Origin of the sequence: Aminobacter niigataensis, from assembly GCF_946995915.1 — a bacterium.
Taxonomy (GTDB): Bacteria; Pseudomonadota; Alphaproteobacteria; order Rhizobiales; family Rhizobiaceae; genus Aminobacter; species Aminobacter niigataensis.
This window is the reverse complement of record NZ_OX341517.1, coordinates 4,014,824-4,029,369: the sequence shown is the minus strand read 5'-3', so window position 1 is coordinate 4,029,369 and position 14,546 is coordinate 4,014,824. Positions and strand designations below refer to the sequence as shown.

Here is a 14,546-nt window from a genome sequence, read left to right as displayed (position 1 = left end):
CCCTTTTGACCGGCCGCCTAGGCCACGGCGGAAAGAGGCTATGCATTGCCAACAGCGAAAGATGCCAAGATGTTTACGTCGGTTTCGCCGGACCAGAGCCTGGATGTTGCCAATGAACCCGGCGAGGATCGGCTGCAGCTAGCAATTGGAATGGAAGTGCGCGCCTGCCGCAAGCGTCTTGGCATGACCGCAGCCGATCTCGCAGGTGTCGCTTGCATCTCCGTCGGCATGATGTCGAAAATCGAAAACGGGGTGATTTCCGCGTCGTTGGGCACACTCCAGGCGCTGTCGCGGGCGCTTGATGTCCCGCTCACGACGTTTCTGCGCCGTTGCGAGTACGAGGAGAACGCCGTCTTCGTCCCTGCCGGGGACGAAATTGCGGTCGAAAAGTGCGATAGCCGTGCTGGCCACCACTACAAGCTGCTTGGCTATTTTGACTCCCAGCCGAACAACTTGACGGTAGAAACCTACCTCTTCACCATGGACCGGGAGACGGACACCCTTCCATCGCTCGAGCATTTCGGAATGGAGTTTCTCTACCTGTTGGAGGGTGAGATGACCTACCGGATCGGCTCGAAGCGTTATGTCATGGGGCCCGGCGACAGCCTGCACTTCACAGGCCATTCGCCACATGGGCCGGAGCAGTTGGGACGGCTGCCGGTCCGTTTTCTGTCCGTAATTTCGTACAGATAGAGCGCGCCACTTCGCATCGTACGGATCTGTTCGTGTTCCTGGCCCGCCATCTTTTCTTGGCGCTGGCCAATTTTCAACGCTTGGACCGCCACCGGTCGGGCACTCCGTCATGGTCGCCGAGGATCCGCTGAGGCGCGTCGTCCCACCAGTCGTCGCGCATTGCCTTGCGCTCGGGATTGACGGGATAGACGATGCGGTTTTCGGCCTTGGCGGTCTCGCCGACCACCAGAAGCCGCACCTCGGCATCTGTGTTGTTAAGGAAGCTGTGCGCCAGTCCGGTGCCCGCGGGAAAGCCGACGGAATCGCCCGGCTTCAGGCGATGCAGGAGGCCATCGAGCCAGACGTCGGGCTCACCCTCCAGCACGTGGACGAACTCCTCCTCCAGACTTTCGGCGTGAGGGAACGACGTGCGCCGGCCCGGCGGCAGCCGGACATGGTGGATGCCAAGCCGCTGCAAGCCGAAATGAGTGGCAAGCGGCGCGCCGAGGGCCCGCAACTCGTCAGTACCGGAAAAGGTCTCGCCGTCGGGGCGCTCGACTTCGGTCCAGTGGGCGATCTCGGCGGGGCGGTCGGACGTGGTCATGTTCTTCCTCGCGGAATTTCAATCTGTCCTTGTCGCGGTGCCTCAGGCTGTCGTCTGGTGCTGGTTCGGCATCGAGAGCCTGATGGCTTCACTCCGCCGCGTTGGCGGCTTGCAGCCCGGCCGCAATATCTTCCTTGAGGTCGGCGACATCTTCAAGCCCGATCTGCAGGCGGATGATCGGGCCCTCATAAGGGGTGACCACCTTGCGGTCGCTGAGGTTGACCGGCACAGCCAAGCTCTCGAAACCACCCCAGGAATAGCCCAGGCCGAAGATCTCGAGCGCGTCGAGGAAGGCGTGTGCCTTGTTCTGGCCGCCGCCGGACAGCACCGCGGAGAAGATGCCGCTGGAGCCGCCGAAGTCGCGCTTGAACAATTCATGGTCGGGGTGGCTTTCGAGCCCTGGGTGCAGCACGCGGGCCACGCCCGGCTGGCCTTCGAGCCAGCGCGCGATGTCCAGCGCGCTCTTTTCGTGATGGGCGAGCCGAACACCCATGGTGCGCAGGCCGCGCAGCACCTGGTAGACGTCGTCGGGACCGGCGCAGCAGCCAAGCGTGAAGAACGCCTCGCGAAGCCTGGGCCAGCAGTCGGCGTTTGCTGAAACCGTGCCGCTCAGCACATCGGAATGGCCGGCGGGGTATTTGGTCGCCGCGTGGATGGTGACGTCGACGCCGAAATCGAGCGCCTTGAAATAGAGCGGCGTGGCCCAGGTGTTGTCCATCATGACGATCGCACCGGCGGCATGGGCTGCCTTTGATATGGCCGGAATATCCTGGATCTCGAATGTGTTCGATGCGGGCGATTCGGTGAGCACCACCTTGGTGTTCGGCTTGATGAGGGCGGCGATGCCCGCGCCGACATGCGGATCGTAGTAGTCGACCTCGACACCGAGACGCTTGAGCATGGTGTCGGCGAAGTGGCGCGTCGGGTGGTAGACGGAATCCGTGATCAGGATGTGGTCGCCGGCCGAGAGGAAGCCAAGCAGGGGGATGGTGACGGCCGCAAGCCCCGAAGGCACGGCGATGGTGCCGGCCGAGCCTTCCAGTTCGTCGATGGCCGCGCAAAGGGCATCCGTCGTCGGCGTTCCGCGGGTGCCATATGTGTATTTTTGAGCACGCGCCGCCATCGTTGCAGCGTTGGGATAAAGAACCGTCGAGGCGTGGACGACCGGCGGATTGACAAAGCCATGAAAGCCGTGTGGATCGTGCCCGGAATGCGCGAGCCGCGTGTTGACGCCTTTGATCCTGCCGTTGTCTCGAGTCATGAATCCGCACCCTTTCAGCGAAGACGCCAGCCATAGTGCGCCGACTGGGCCGGCGCAACCGCCGCGGCCCGCCGTTCGGCTGGGCCAGATCTGGCCGGCTGGCCATTTCGGGCGCCTCGCTGAAACGGTGTCGGTTTCCTGGCGCCGGATCTGGCGGGATCCCGTCGGCTTGAACGAGCCGGTATGGACGCGCGAACTGACATGGCTGGTGTCAGTCGGTGCGGTGGCTGCCCTCTTGCTGTTCGTGGTCGACGCGCGGGTCATGGACTTTATACTGTCCAACCGCAACCAGCTCACACGCTGGCTTGCACAGGCGAGCCAGGCCGGCAAGTCGGAGTGGTACCTGGTCCCGGCACTGCTGGTTTATCTGGTGACGGCAACCGCAGACTGGAGAAACTCAGGCTATCGCGTCAGGGCTAGACTCGTTTCGTGGTTCGGCCAGGCGGCGTTCCTGTTCGGCTCGATTGCCATCACCGGCATCGCCGTCAATCTGGTGAAGATCGTCATCGGGCGGGCGCGCCCCTCGATGTTCGGCGAACTCGGTGCCTACCATTTCGACCCGTTCGTGGTGAGCAAGTATTTCTCGAGCTTTCCCTCCGGACATTCGACGACGCTCGGCACCGTTGCCGCCGTCCTGATGATCTGGTTTCCGCGCCAATGGCTGCCGATCGGCCTCGTCTGCCTGATGCTGTCCGCCTTCCGCGTGCCGGCCGCGGCCCACTATCCCTCGGATGTCGTGGCGGGCTTCCTGTTCGGCTTCGTCCTGACCGTCGTCATGGCGCGCTTTCTTGCTGCCCGCCGTGTCGGGTTCCGGCCGAGGCCCGGAAAGATGCTGCCGGCAGCAACCGGGATGCGGCAGAAAAGGCTGCCAGCCGCCTGAGCGTTGAACAACTGTTCAATGCGCTTTGAAGCTGCGCGACAAGGCCGGACTAATACTAAAGGCGGAGCCGGCGGCGGCAGGCCTTTATTGCTTGACCTAACAAGAATTATCGCCTTCGATGGCATTTGTGAACCGGACTGCAGCAAAGCGCACCGGCAAGGTGCGCAATCCGGATATGGGCCGGATAGGGGATGCTGAGTTCACACATTAAAAAGACAGGCAACAGCCTGGAAAAAACAGAAAAGGGTTCGTGGGTCATGAAATACATCATTTCAGGCATTCTCGGGGCTGCTGCGCTCGGCCTTATGGCGACTGCCGCTTCGGCCGGCACGCTCGAGGACGTCAAGGCTAAGGGGTTTCTGCAATGCGGCGTCAGCACCGGCCTGGCCGGTTTTTCGGCGCCGAACGACAAGGGTGACTGGCAGGGTCTGGACGTCGATTTCTGCCGCGCCGTGGCTGCTGCGATCTTTGGCGACGGCACCAAGGTCAAGTTCACGCCGCTTTCGGCCAAGGAGCGCTTCACGGCACTTCAGTCGGGCGAAATCGACATGCTGTCGCGTAACACCACCTGGACCATCAATCGCGATACGGCACTTGGCCTGAACTTCGTCGGCGTCACCTATTATGACGGCCAGGGCTTCATGATCAACGCCAAGAAGCTGCCGGGCGTGAATTCCGCTCTCCAGCTGTCGGGCGCCGCCGTCTGCGTGCAGACCGGCACGACGACCGAACTCAACCTCGCCGACTACTTCAAGGCGAACAAGATGGAGTACAGCCCGGTCGTCTTCGAGAAGCTGGAAGAAGTCGACGCTGCCTATGACGCCGGCCGTTGCGACGTCTACACCACTGACCAGTCGGGTCTCTATGGTATCCGCCTGAAGCTCAGCTCGCCCGACGATCACGTCGTGCTGCCTGAGATCATCTCCAAGGAGCCGCTCGGACCTGCCGTGCGCCAGGGCGACGACAAGTGGTACCACATCGTCAAGTGGGTCTATTTCGGTCTGCTGACCGCCGAGGAACTGGGCATCACCCAGGCCAATGTCGAGGAGATGAAGGCATCGGGCAATCCCGAGATCAAGCGCGTCCTCGGAACTGAAGCGGACACCAAGATCGGTACCGATCTCGGCCTCGGCAACGACTGGGTCGTCAACATCGTAAAGGCCGTGGGTAACTACGGCGAAGTCTTTGAACGCAATGTCGGCCAGGGCAGCCCGCTGAAGATCGCCCGCGGCATCAATGCGCTCTGGACCAAGGGTGGACTGCAGTACGCGCCGCCCATCCGCTGATCCGAAGTCTCGTCCGGAAGGCAGATCTTCTGCCTTCCGGTTACTCTTTCAGAGGGACTTCCGATGGCTACGCAGGACATACCCCAAGACGTAGGGGGCGGCCGCGCGTCGCTTTTCTACGATCCGAAGGTGCGCGGCATCTTCTTCCAGGTCCTCGTGATCGTTGCGCTTGTGGCGTTCGTCTACTGGATCATTGGAAATACCGTCGAAAACCTGAAGCGCGCCAATATTGCTTCGGGTTTCGCCTTTCTCAACGGCCGCGCCGGATTCGACGTCAGCGATACGCTGATCGCCTTCGATTCGGATTCGACCTACAGGCGCGCTTTGCTTGTCGGCTTCATCAACACCTTGGTTGTGGCTGCCGCCGGCATCGTCACCGCTTCGATTCTGGGCTTCCTGATCGGCATCGGCCGGCTGTCGCACAACTGGCTGATCCGCAAGATCTGCACGGTCTATGTCGAGCTGTTCCGCAACATTCCGCCGCTGCTCGTCATCTTCTTCTGGTATTTCGGCGTGCTTTCGGTGCTGCCGCTGCCGAAGGAGAGCATCGAACTGCCCTTCGGCTCCTTCCTCAATAGCCGTGGCTTCTATTTTCCGAAGCTGGTCTGGGGCGACGGGTCGATGCTGGTCCCTGTGGCGCTGCTGCTCGGCGTTGCCATGTCCTGGTTCGTCGCCCGGCGGGCCAAGCAAAGGCAAATGGCCACGGGCGCGACATTTCCCGTGTTTTGGACGTCGCTGGCGCTGATCGTCGGCCTGCCGTTCCTGGCCTTGGTCGCGACTGGCTTTCCGCTCAGCTTCGACTTTCCGCAGAAGTCGACGTTCAACCTGACCGGCGGCCTGCAAATCAAACCGGAATTCCTGTCGCTGTACCTTGCCTTGTCGTTTTATACCGCAGCCTTCATCGCCGAGATCGTCCGCGCGGGCATCCGGGGCGTCAGCAGCGGACAGAGCGAGGCGTCCGCCGCACTTGGCCTCAGGTCCGCGCAGGCGCTCAGGCTGGTGGTGGTGCCGCAGGCGCTGCGCATCGTCATTCCGCCGCTGACCAGCCAGTTCCTCAACCTGACCAAGAACTCGTCTCTGGCGATCGCCATCGGCTATCCGGACCTGGTTGCGGTCGGCGGCACGGTGCTCAACCAGACGGGCCAGGCTATCGAGATCGTCGTCATCTGGATGGTCGTCTATCTCGGTCTCAGCCTGATCACGTCAGCCTTCATGAACTGGTTCAACGCCAAGATGGCGCTGGTGGAAAGGTAGGAGGCGGGCATGTCGCAAGATATCGGATACGTCCGCACCGAAATGGCGCTTCCGCAGCCGGCGCCGCTTCGCGAGCGTGGGCCGCTGGCCTGGATGCGCAAGAACCTGTTCGCCAACCCGTTTGATTCGGTGTTGTCGATCGTGGGGTTTTTCATCGTGGCGATGATCGTCCCGCCGCTGTTCAACTGGGCCATCGTAAATGCCCAGTGGACCGGCACCGATCGAACGTTCTGCGCCACCGTGGCGCAGGGCGGCATCCAGCCCGACGGCTGGTCGGGCGCCTGCTGGGCGTTTGTCAAGGCAAAGTTCGGCCAGTTCATGTTTGGCCGTTATCCCCTGGACGAGCGCTGGCGCGTCATCCTGGTGGCGATCATGTTCGTGGCGCTGCTGGTGCCGCTGCTGGTTCCACGCATCCCGCGCAAGGGGCTCAATTCTGTCCTGTTCTTCCTGGTGCTTCCGGTCGTTTCCTACTTCCTGCTGATCGGTGGCGTGTTTGGCTTGCCGCATGTCGAGACCCCGCTCTGGGGCGGTCTGCTGGTGACGCTTACGCTGTCTTTTGTCGGCATCGTGGTCTCACTGCCTTTCGGCATCCTGCTTGCGCTCGGTCGGCGCTCCAAGATGCCGGTTGTGAAGATGCTCTGCGTCATCTTCATCGAGACGGTGCGTGGCGTACCGCTGATCACGGTGCTGTTCATGGCAAGCGTCATGCTGCCGCTGTTCCTGCCGGCGGGCGTCTCGTTCGACAAGTTCCTGCGCGCGCTGATCGGCGTGTCGCTGTTCGCTTCGGCCTACATGGCCGAAGTCGTGCGCGGCGGCCTGCAGGCCATACCCAAGGGGCAATATGAAGGCGCCGACTCGCTTGGTCTCAGCTACTGGCAGAAGATGGGCCTGATCGTGCTGCCGCAGGCGTTGAAGCTGGTCATTCCCGGCATCGTCAACACCTTCATCGGCATGTTCAAGGACACCAGTCTGGTCTACATCATCTCGATGTTCGACCTGCTCGGCGTCGTGCGCCAGAACTTCTCCGATGCGGCCTGGGCTTCGCCGCAGACTCCGGCTTCGGGGCTTGTCTTCGCAGCCCTCGTCTTTTGGATATTCTGCTTCGGCATGTCGCGCTATTCTATTTTCATGGAGCGCCGGCTCGACACCGGGCATAAGCGATAACGAACAACAAAAGGGAACGGCCCATGGCCATCGAAAACGCAGTCAGCGCCGACGAGATCAAGGTTGATCGGGCGAAGATGCATATCTCGGACACCGATGTCGCCATCGACATCGTCGGCATGCACAAATGGTATGGCGAGTTCAACGTGCTGAAGGACATCAATCTCAGGGTCATGCGCGGCGAGCGCATCGTCATCTGCGGTCCGTCCGGCTCGGGCAAGTCGACCATGATCCGCTGCATCAACCGGCTGGAGGAGCACCAGAAGGGCAAGATCATTGTCGACGGCAAGGAACTGACCAACGATCTCAAGAAGATCGACGAGGTCCGCCGCGAAGTCGGCATGGTGTTCCAGCACTTCAACCTGTTCCCGCACCTGACCATCCTCGAGAACTGCACGCTGGCGCCGATCTGGGTGCGCAAGACGCCGAAGAAGCAGGCCGAGGAGCAGGCGATGCACTTCCTGCGCCGGGTCAAGATCCCCGAGCAGGCCAACAAGTATCCGGGCCAGCTGTCCGGCGGCCAGCAGCAGCGCGTGGCGATTGCGCGGTCGCTGTGCATGAACCCGCGCATCATGCTGTTCGACGAGCCGACCTCGGCGCTCGATCCGGAAATGATCAAGGAAGTGCTGGAGACGATGGTCGGCCTCGCCGAAGAGGGCATGACCATGCTGTGCGTGACCCACGAGATGGGTTTTGCCCGCAAGGTCGCCAACCGGGTGATCTTCATGGACCAGGGCCAGATCGTCGAGGAGAACACGCCGGGCGAGTTCTTCGACAATCCGCGCCACGAGCGCACCAAGCTCTTCCTCAGCCAGATCCTGCACTAGGCTCGGCTGGAAAATTCCGCGAAGCCCGGTCGTATTTCGGCCGGGCTTTTTTGTTGGAACCGGCAAAGAGTAGCAGGGATGTAGAGTCGTTGCGAAGAGCAATACGTCTTCTAGGCATGCTTGCCCTGCTGGTTGCCGCCGGTGTGGCGCTCGGTACCCTGGTGCCGAGGCCGCTGTTCGGCGGCGCTGCGGCAGGCGATGCAACGTCGCGCCACATTCTCGTTTTCACCAACCCGATCCACACTGACATCGCTGTGCCGATCGATGATGGCGTGCTGGAAAAATTCGACTTCCTGCTGGATGCCGGCATTCAGGCCGACCTGCCGACGGCGCGCTATCTGGTGTTCGGCTGGGGCAGCAAGGCCTTCTATATCGGCACGCCGACATGGTCGGAGTTGAAGCCCGCGCCTGTGCTTGCGGCGCTGACGCTCGACAACTCGGTGATGCATGTCGACCTGGCCGGCGAAATAGCGCTGCCGCAACCCACGGTCAGCCGGTTCGACATCAGCGAGGCAGGTTTTGCCTCCCTGCTCGACTTCATCGACAGCAGCTTCGAGCGGGGCAGTGCGGGCGTTCAACGCATTCCCGGGGTTGCGTACGGTGCCTATGACGGCTTCTTCGACGCCAACGGCAAGTTCAACGCGCTTGCCGGTTGCAACACCTGGACAGCCGCCGCCTTGCGCCAGGCCGGACTGACGACCGGCTGGTGGAACCCGCTGCCTGCGACGCTCAACTGGTCTCTTGGCCTCTACAACCGGCCGTCGTCTTTCCAGCCGGGCGGGGTCCAGCCGTAAAGCCAATCCATGTCGGCTGCGAGGCTGTCCGGCGACTTGAGCTTCAGGAACAGGTTGCGTGCCATCGCCACCGGCCCGGCGGCATGCCAGGCAAGGCGGTTGAGCGCGCCGCGCCGCGCCACTTTCCGCACGCGCGGCTTCCGCAGCATCTCCCACTGCGACAATGCGTTGGCAGTGTTGGGTCCAGAGGCAATGGCGTCGGCCAGGGTGAACGCATCCTCGATCGCCATAGCCGCGCCCTGGGCGGCGAAGGGCGTCATCGCGTGTGCGGCGTCGCCGATAAGGGCGATGCCGCTTGGCGCGGTCCAGGGCCGGGTCGGGTCGACGGCGTGCAAGGGCCAGACCGTCCATGGCCCGGCTTCGTCGATCAGCCTGGACAGAGCAGGAGCCGTACCGCGCATGGCGCGTTTCAACGCGTTGGCATCGGTCTCGCCCGACCATTGCTCGGCTATCGAGTTGCCCGGGGTGAATGCGGCGAGGTTGATCGCCGCCCCCGCACGGATCGGGTAGGCGACGAGGTGGAAACCTGCGTGAAGATAGGTCGTCACCATGGCCGGGGAGCTTAGGGATGCAAAATGCCGGCCGACGTCGCCATCGGCGGAAAGCGTCGTGCGCCAGGCCAGTTCGCCGGTGAAGCGGCTCTTTTCGTTGGGGCCGACAAGGCGCCGGCTCGACGACCAGACGCCATCCGCTGCAACCAGCAGCGCGGCCTGCTCGTGGGAGACGATGCCCGCTTGCGTGAGTGTTATCCTGTTGCCGCTTGCCTGTGCCTCGACCCCGCTGACGGTGGCGTCCGTCACGATCTCGATCAATGGGCTTTCCGACGCTCGTGCGAGCAGCGCGCTCTGCAGGTCGGCGCGGTGGGCGACCAGATAAGGGGCTTTCCAGCGGCGCTCTGCGGCAGCACCCAGCGGCACACGCGCCCGTTCGCTCAGGGTTGCAGCATCGCGCAATACCACCGCCTCCGGTCGTACGGTCGACGGGCTAACCAGGTCGAGCACGCCAAGACGGTCGAGGATGCGGGTTGCGTTGGGAGAGAGCTGGAGCCCCGCGCCGACTTCCTCAAGCGCCGGCGAGCGTTCGAAAACGCGAACGCTAAAGCCGTGTCTTGCAAAGGCGATTGCTGCAGTGAGCCCGGCAATGCCAGCTCCGGCAACCACTATCTGCCGCGATTGCATGACCGCGGCTTGCGGGTCAGGCTGCGCGGTCGACCACGTAGAGGCAGCCTTGCGGCAGCGTCTCGGTGGCCTTCAGCTTGGACGAGTAGCGATAGAGCGTCGAGCAATAGGGGCAGACCTTTTCGGCATCGGCGCCCATGTCGAGGAACACATGCGGATGGTCGAAGGGCGGGTTGGCGCCCACGCACATGAATTCCTTCACGCCGATTTCGATCACGGCATGTCCAGCATCGTTCTGGAAGTGGGGGATGGAGCCGCCGGCCATGGTGTTTTTCCCTTCTGAGGAACTGCGCGCATGAATGCCATGGCGTCTTTGGCGCGTCCACAGGGCGCGCGACGCCGTTATTCGACAGCGTTTGTATCATAAGCGGCGGGTTTGCAAGATGCTGAAATGAAACTGTCGCAATTGCCTGTCAGAGGATAAGTTGAGCCGGATAAGCGGCGGGACGCGGCAGTGGGGAAGGTTTGCATATGAATCAGTTGAAGCCGGTCCATACCGATTTCGTCAACGACAAGTCGCCGACCGGCGCAATCGACGGTAACCCCGACCGCTTCGTCAATCGGGAGTTCTCCTGGTTGCAGTTCAACCGGCGCGTGCTCGAACAATCGCAGAACCCGAACCATCCGTTGCTGGAGCGCGTCCGCTTCCTGTCGATCTCGGCCGGCAATCTCGACGAGTTCTTCATGGTCCGCGTCGCCGGTCTTGCCGGCCAGGTACGCGAAGGCATCACCGTCCGCAGTGCCGATGGGCGCACCCCCGAGCAGCAGCTCAATCAGCTGCTGCTCGAGGTCGAACGGCTTCAGGAAGACCAGCAGAAGAGCCTGTCGAGCCTGATGGAACTGCTCAAGCTCGAGGGTATCGAGAGCATAGCGGCGGCCGATCTCGGCAAGGACGAAAGGAAGTGGCTCGAGGACCACTTCATGGAGCAGATCTTCCCGGTACTGACGCCGCTGTCGATCGATCCGGCACATCCGTTCCCGTTCATTCCCAATCTCGGCTTCTCGATCGCGCTGCAGTTGCGTCATCGCAAGAGCGGCGAGGAGATGACGGCGCTGCTGCGCCTGCCGGTGGCGCTGAAGCGCTACATCAGGCTGCCGGACCGCAAGCGCTCGGTGCGTTTCATCCCGATCGAGGAGACGGTGAACCTGTTCATCGGTAAGCTTTTCCCCGGCTACGAGGTTAAGGGATCGGGCACGTTCCAGATCATTCGGGACAGCGATATCGAGGTCGAGGAAGAATCCGAGGATCTTGTGCGGCTGTTCGAGACCGCATTGAAGCGGCGTCGGCGCGGCTCGGTCATCCGCATTGAGTTCGACAGCCAGATGCCATCCCAACTGCGCGATTTCGTTGCCGGCGAACTGGGCGTTTCGGCGAGCCGCATCAGCGTCCTCAGCGGCCCGCTGGCCATCAGCCAGATTTCCGAGATCGTCGCCGTGCCGCGCGACGACTTGAAGTTCCCCCCCTTCAATCCGCGTTTTCCCGAGCGCATCCGCGAGCATCGCGGCGACTGTTTCGCTGCGATCCGCGAGAAGGACTTCGTCGTCCACCACCCCTACGAATCGTTCGACGTGGTGGTGCAGTTCTTGCGCCAGGCAGCGATCGATCCCGAGGTCGTGGCGATCAAGCAGACGCTCTACCGCACGTCCAACGACAGCCCGATCGTGCGCGCCCTTGTCGACGCCGCCGAGGCCGGCAAGTCGGTGACCGCACTGGTCGAGCTCAAGGCTCGCTTCGACGAGGAGGCCAACATCCGCTGGGCTCGCGATCTCGAACGCGCCGGCGTGCAGGTCGTGTTCGGCTTCCTGGAGCTCAAGACGCACGCCAAGATGTCGCTGGTGGTTCGGCGCGAGGACGGCCGCCTGCGCAACTACGTCCATCTCGGCACCGGCAACTACCACCCGATCACCGCGCGCATCTACACCGACCTGTCGTTCTTCACCACCGATTCGGCGATCGCGCGCGATGTGGCGCAGATCTTCAACTTCATCACCGGCTACGCCGAGCCGGCGGACGAGATGTGCATCGCCTTATCGCCCTATACGCTGCGCAGCCGCATCCTCAAGCACATCGCCGACGAGGTCGAACATGCCCGCGCAGGCCGGCCGGCACAGATCTGGATGAAGATGAACTCGCTCGTCGATCCTGACGTGATCGACGCGCTTTATGACGCGAGCCGCAGCGGCGTCGAGATCGACCTCGTCGTACGCGGCATCTGTTGCCTGAGGCCGCAGGTGCCCGGACTGTCGGAGAACATCCGCGTCCGGTCGATCGTCGGCCGCTTCCTCGAGCACAGCCGCATCTATTGCTTCGGCAACGGCCACGGCCTGCCTTCGGACGAAGCCGTGGTCTATATCAGCTCGGCTGATCTGATGCCGCGCAACCTTGATCGCCGTGTCGAATGCATGATCCCGATCGCCACGCATTCGACCGTCCACGAGCAGGTGCTTGGCCAGGTCATGCTGGGAAACATCATGGACAACCAGCAAAGTTTCGAAGTATTGGCGGATGGTACCTCGCGCCGGGTGACGCTGGACGAGGGCGAAGAGCCATTCAACGCGCAGGAATATTTCATGACCAATCCGAGCCTGTCCGGACGGGGTGACGCGCTGAAGTCCCATGCACCCAAACGCATCGCCCAGTTCAAACGTCGCAAGAAGGCGGAGGCGGCGGCCAACTGATGGCCGAGCTTTCGCAGGGCCGGCTCAAGGACCGCCGACCGCTGTCGATCATCGATATCGGCTCGAACTCCATACGTCTCGTCGTCTATGAGGGCCTGGCGCGCTCGCCGACCCTTCTGTTCAACGAGAAGATGCTTGCCGGCCTTGGCCGCGGCATCGTCTCGACTGGGAAGCTCGATCCGGAGGGCGTGACCCGCTCGATGGAAGAGTTCCGGCGCTTTCGCGCGCTGTCCGAGCAGTCGGGCGCGGAGAAGATGTATGTGCTGGCGACCGCTGCCGCCCGCGAGGCCATCAACGGCCCTGATTTCATCGAGCGTGCTGAACGCGTGCTCGGCACCGAGATACAGGTGCTTACTGGCCGCGAGGAAGCGCATTTCTCGGCGCTGGGCGTGATCTCCGCCTTCCACCCCGCCGACGGCATCGCCGGCGATCTTGGCGGCGGCAGCCTCGAACTGGTCGACGTCAGAGGCGAGGACATCGGCGACGGCATCACGCTTCCGCTGGGCGGACTGCGTCTCCAGGACATGGCCAAGGGTTCGCCCGTCGTGGCAGCCAAGATCGCCCGCACCGAACTGATGCGTGCCAAACTGCTCAAGGGCGGACAAGGCAGGACCTTCTATGCCGTTGGCGGCACCTGGCGAAACCTCGCCCGGCTGCACATGGGCGTTACCAACTATCCGCTGGAGGTCATGCATCACTACCAGCTCGACCCTGCCAGCATGATCCCATTTCTCAAGCAGGTGGCACGCGGCGACGTCGAAAAGCTCAAGGGCATCGAGGGCGTGTCGAAAAACCGCCGCACGTTGCTCCCTTATGGTGCTGTGGTGCTTCAGGAAATCATCGCCGCGATGGAGCCGTCGAAGATTGTCGTGTCGGCACTGGGTGTGCGCGAGGGCTTTCTGTTTTCGCTGCTCGATGAGGAAGTACGTCGATCCGATCCACTGATCTCGGCGGCCGAGGAACTGGCGGTCCTGCGCGCACGTTCGGTGCGCCATGCCCGTGAATTGACCGAGTGGACCAAGCAGGCATTCGCTGCCTTCGGCATCGATGAGACCGAGGAGGAGGCGCGATATCGCCATGCCGCCTGCCTGCTTGCCGACATCGGCTGGCGCGCCCATCCCGAATATCGCGGCCGGCAGTCGCTCAACATCATCGCGCACGCCTCGTTCATCGGCGTCGACCATCCCGGCCGTGCATTTCTGGCCCTGGCCAACCTTTTCCGCCATGACGGTGTCTTCAACGACAGCTTCGCACCCGAACTGAAGGAGCTGGCGACGCCACGCTATCTCGAACGGGCGCGCATCCTCGGCGCGATGATGCGCGTGGTTTATCTGCTCTCCGCCTCGATGCCCGGCGTCATGCCCAAGCTGCGCTGGGAAGACAGGGGCGGGGGCGTGCTGGCGCTGGTCATCCCCGCTGAATTTGGCCAGCTCTATGGCGAGCGTCCTGCGGGCCGGCTGGCACAACTCGCCAAGGTTACCGGCCGCAAGCTGGTGCTGGCGGTCGAGGACGGGCCAAGTACGTCGGTCAAATAGCCTGGCGTCGGAGCATGCGATCGAGCGAGATCGCCCCGGCGCCTGCCACTGATAGCGCCAGCAAGCCGCCTGCCGTGGCGATGTCCTTCATCAGCGCCTGCTGGTGCATGAAAAGCAGAGCCGGGTCGTCGCCACCCTGACCGAAGTGGCCGATGAAACCCGCAGACAATGCGAACGCCGCAAGCAGTGGCGCGGCGATGCGGGTTTGGAAGCCGACCAGGACCAGCGCGCCGCCAATCAGCTCGAACAGGCCGACACCCAACGCGACCAATGTCGGCAGCGGAAAGCCAAGTCCGGCAAAGTAGCTGGCGGCGCCGGCGACATTGGACAAGGTGCTGATGCCGGCCGGTACGAACAGTGCCGCAATCAGCATTCTCGCAAGCAGCAACGACGCGTTCCCGAGCATTGGCGC

At 62.8% G+C, this 14,546-nt stretch carries 14 protein-coding genes; 9 read left to right on the top strand and 5 right to left on the bottom strand.

Annotated features, from left to right (window positions below; translation table 11 throughout):
• Positions 1 to 69: 69 nt before the first annotated feature.
• Positions 70 to 693, top strand: a complete 624-nt coding sequence (locus O1Y97_RS19630) for a helix-turn-helix domain-containing protein (protein WP_318762089.1) — start codon at positions 70 to 72, stop codon at positions 691 to 693.
• Between the two features lie 73 nt (positions 694 to 766).
• On the opposite strand, the gene O1Y97_RS19625 is transcribed toward O1Y97_RS19630, so the two are convergent.
• Both O1Y97_RS19625 and O1Y97_RS19620 read right to left on the bottom strand, forming a co-directional pair.
• Positions 767 to 1,276, bottom strand: coding sequence for a cupin domain-containing protein (locus O1Y97_RS19625; RefSeq protein ID WP_183262129.1), 510 nt, complete (start codon positions 1,274 to 1,276; stop codon positions 767 to 769).
• A gap of 88 nt (positions 1,277 to 1,364) precedes the next feature.
• Complete coding sequence (locus tag O1Y97_RS19620) at positions 1,365 to 2,537, bottom strand: cystathionine beta-lyase (protein WP_318762088.1); 1,173 nt, start codon at positions 2,535 to 2,537, stop codon at positions 1,365 to 1,367.
• Positions 2,538 to 2,706: 169 nt separating this feature from the next.
• Here O1Y97_RS19620 and O1Y97_RS19615 point away from each other — a divergent pair, with 169 nt between their 5' ends.
• The 6 genes from O1Y97_RS19615 to O1Y97_RS19590 all read left to right on the top strand — a co-directional run bounded on the left by O1Y97_RS19615 (position 2,707) and on the right by O1Y97_RS19590 (position 8,742).
• Positions 2,707 to 3,417: a phosphatase PAP2 family protein gene (locus O1Y97_RS19615; RefSeq protein ID WP_183262124.1), complete on the top strand. Its 711-nt coding sequence runs from the start codon at positions 2,707 to 2,709 to the stop codon at positions 3,415 to 3,417.
• Positions 3,418 to 3,674: 257 nt separating this feature from the next.
• Positions 3,675 to 4,703, top strand: coding sequence for an amino acid ABC transporter substrate-binding protein (locus tag O1Y97_RS19610; protein WP_055979263.1), 1,029 nt, complete (start codon positions 3,675 to 3,677; stop codon positions 4,701 to 4,703).
• 63 nt (positions 4,704 to 4,766) lie between these two features.
• The gene (locus O1Y97_RS19605) at positions 4,767 to 5,957 is read left to right on the top strand and encodes an amino acid ABC transporter permease (protein WP_108608651.1); all 1,191 of its coding nucleotides are present in this window, start codon (positions 4,767 to 4,769) and stop codon (positions 5,955 to 5,957) included.
• Between the two features lie 9 nt (positions 5,958 to 5,966).
• The gene (locus O1Y97_RS19600; RefSeq protein ID WP_108608650.1) at positions 5,967 to 7,121 is read left to right on the top strand and encodes an amino acid ABC transporter permease; all 1,155 of its coding nucleotides are present in this window, start codon (positions 5,967 to 5,969) and stop codon (positions 7,119 to 7,121) included.
• A 23-nt stretch (positions 7,122 to 7,144) separates the two neighbouring features.
• Complete coding sequence (locus tag O1Y97_RS19595; protein ID WP_055978835.1) at positions 7,145 to 7,948, top strand: amino acid ABC transporter ATP-binding protein; 804 nt, start codon at positions 7,145 to 7,147, stop codon at positions 7,946 to 7,948.
• Between the two features lie 116 nt (positions 7,949 to 8,064).
• Entirely contained in the window at positions 8,065 to 8,742 is a 678-nt protein-coding gene (locus O1Y97_RS19590; protein ID WP_318762087.1) for a TIGR02117 family protein, read from the top strand.
• On the opposite strand, the gene O1Y97_RS19585 is transcribed toward O1Y97_RS19590, so the two are convergent.
• Both O1Y97_RS19585 and O1Y97_RS19580 read right to left on the bottom strand, forming a co-directional pair.
• Positions 8,697 to 9,920, bottom strand: a complete 1,224-nt coding sequence (locus tag O1Y97_RS19585; RefSeq protein WP_318762086.1) for an FAD-dependent monooxygenase — start codon at positions 9,918 to 9,920, stop codon at positions 8,697 to 8,699. The genes O1Y97_RS19590 and O1Y97_RS19585 overlap by 46 nt on opposite strands.
• A gap of 16 nt (positions 9,921 to 9,936) precedes the next feature.
• Entirely contained in the window at positions 9,937 to 10,185 is a 249-nt protein-coding gene (locus O1Y97_RS19580) for a zinc-finger domain-containing protein (protein WP_055978849.1), read from the bottom strand.
• 206 nt (positions 10,186 to 10,391) lie between these two features.
• Here O1Y97_RS19580 and O1Y97_RS19575 point away from each other — a divergent pair, with 206 nt between their 5' ends.
• On the top strand, positions 10,392 to 12,599 hold the full coding sequence (locus O1Y97_RS19575; protein WP_318762085.1) for an RNA degradosome polyphosphate kinase: 2,208 nt from the start codon (positions 10,392 to 10,394) through the stop codon (positions 12,597 to 12,599).
• Positions 12,599 to 14,134, top strand: coding sequence for an exopolyphosphatase (ppx, locus tag O1Y97_RS19570; protein WP_183262117.1), 1,536 nt, complete (start codon positions 12,599 to 12,601; stop codon positions 14,132 to 14,134). Before O1Y97_RS19575 ends, ppx begins: the two co-directional genes overlap by 1 nt.
• Here ppx and O1Y97_RS19565 read toward each other — a convergent pair.
• Positions 14,127 to 14,540, bottom strand: a complete 414-nt coding sequence (locus O1Y97_RS19565) for a DoxX family protein (RefSeq protein ID WP_318762084.1) — start codon at positions 14,538 to 14,540, stop codon at positions 14,127 to 14,129. The two genes, ppx and O1Y97_RS19565, sit on opposite strands and share 8 nt — an antisense overlap.
• Positions 14,541 to 14,546 lie beyond the last annotated feature (6 nt).

Excerpts from the sequence above, each read along its gene's own strand:
- O1Y97_RS19585 (WP_318762086.1), bottom strand. The coding sequence starts at position 9,920 with ATGCAATCGCGGCAGATAGTGGTTGCCGGAGCTGGCATTGCCGGGCTC.
- O1Y97_RS19565 (WP_318762084.1), bottom strand. The coding sequence starts at position 14,540 with ATGCTCGGGAACGCGTCGTTGCTGCTTGCGAGAATGCTGATTGCGGCA.
- O1Y97_RS19580 (WP_055978849.1), bottom strand. The coding sequence starts at position 10,185 with ATGGCCGGCGGCTCCATCCCCCACTTCCAGAACGATGCTGGACATGCC.
- O1Y97_RS19595 (WP_055978835.1), top strand. The coding sequence starts at position 7,145 with ATGGCCATCGAAAACGCAGTCAGCGCCGACGAGATCAAGGTTGATCGG.
- O1Y97_RS19575 (WP_318762085.1), top strand. The coding sequence starts at position 10,392 with ATGAATCAGTTGAAGCCGGTCCATACCGATTTCGTCAACGACAAGTCG.
- ppx (WP_183262117.1), top strand. The coding sequence starts at position 12,599 with ATGGCCGAGCTTTCGCAGGGCCGGCTCAAGGACCGCCGACCGCTGTCG.
- O1Y97_RS19620 (WP_318762088.1), bottom strand. The coding sequence starts at position 2,537 with ATGACTCGAGACAACGGCAGGATCAAAGGCGTCAACACGCGGCTCGCG.
- O1Y97_RS19610 (WP_055979263.1), top strand. The coding sequence starts at position 3,675 with ATGAAATACATCATTTCAGGCATTCTCGGGGCTGCTGCGCTCGGCCTT.
- O1Y97_RS19625 (WP_183262129.1), bottom strand. The coding sequence starts at position 1,276 with ATGACCACGTCCGACCGCCCCGCCGAGATCGCCCACTGGACCGAAGTC.
- O1Y97_RS19600 (WP_108608650.1), top strand. The coding sequence starts at position 5,967 with ATGTCGCAAGATATCGGATACGTCCGCACCGAAATGGCGCTTCCGCAG.
- O1Y97_RS19590 (WP_318762087.1), top strand. The coding sequence starts at position 8,065 with ATGCTTGCCCTGCTGGTTGCCGCCGGTGTGGCGCTCGGTACCCTGGTG.
- O1Y97_RS19605 (WP_108608651.1), top strand. The coding sequence starts at position 4,767 with ATGGCTACGCAGGACATACCCCAAGACGTAGGGGGCGGCCGCGCGTCG.
- O1Y97_RS19630 (WP_318762089.1), top strand. The coding sequence starts at position 70 with ATGTTTACGTCGGTTTCGCCGGACCAGAGCCTGGATGTTGCCAATGAA.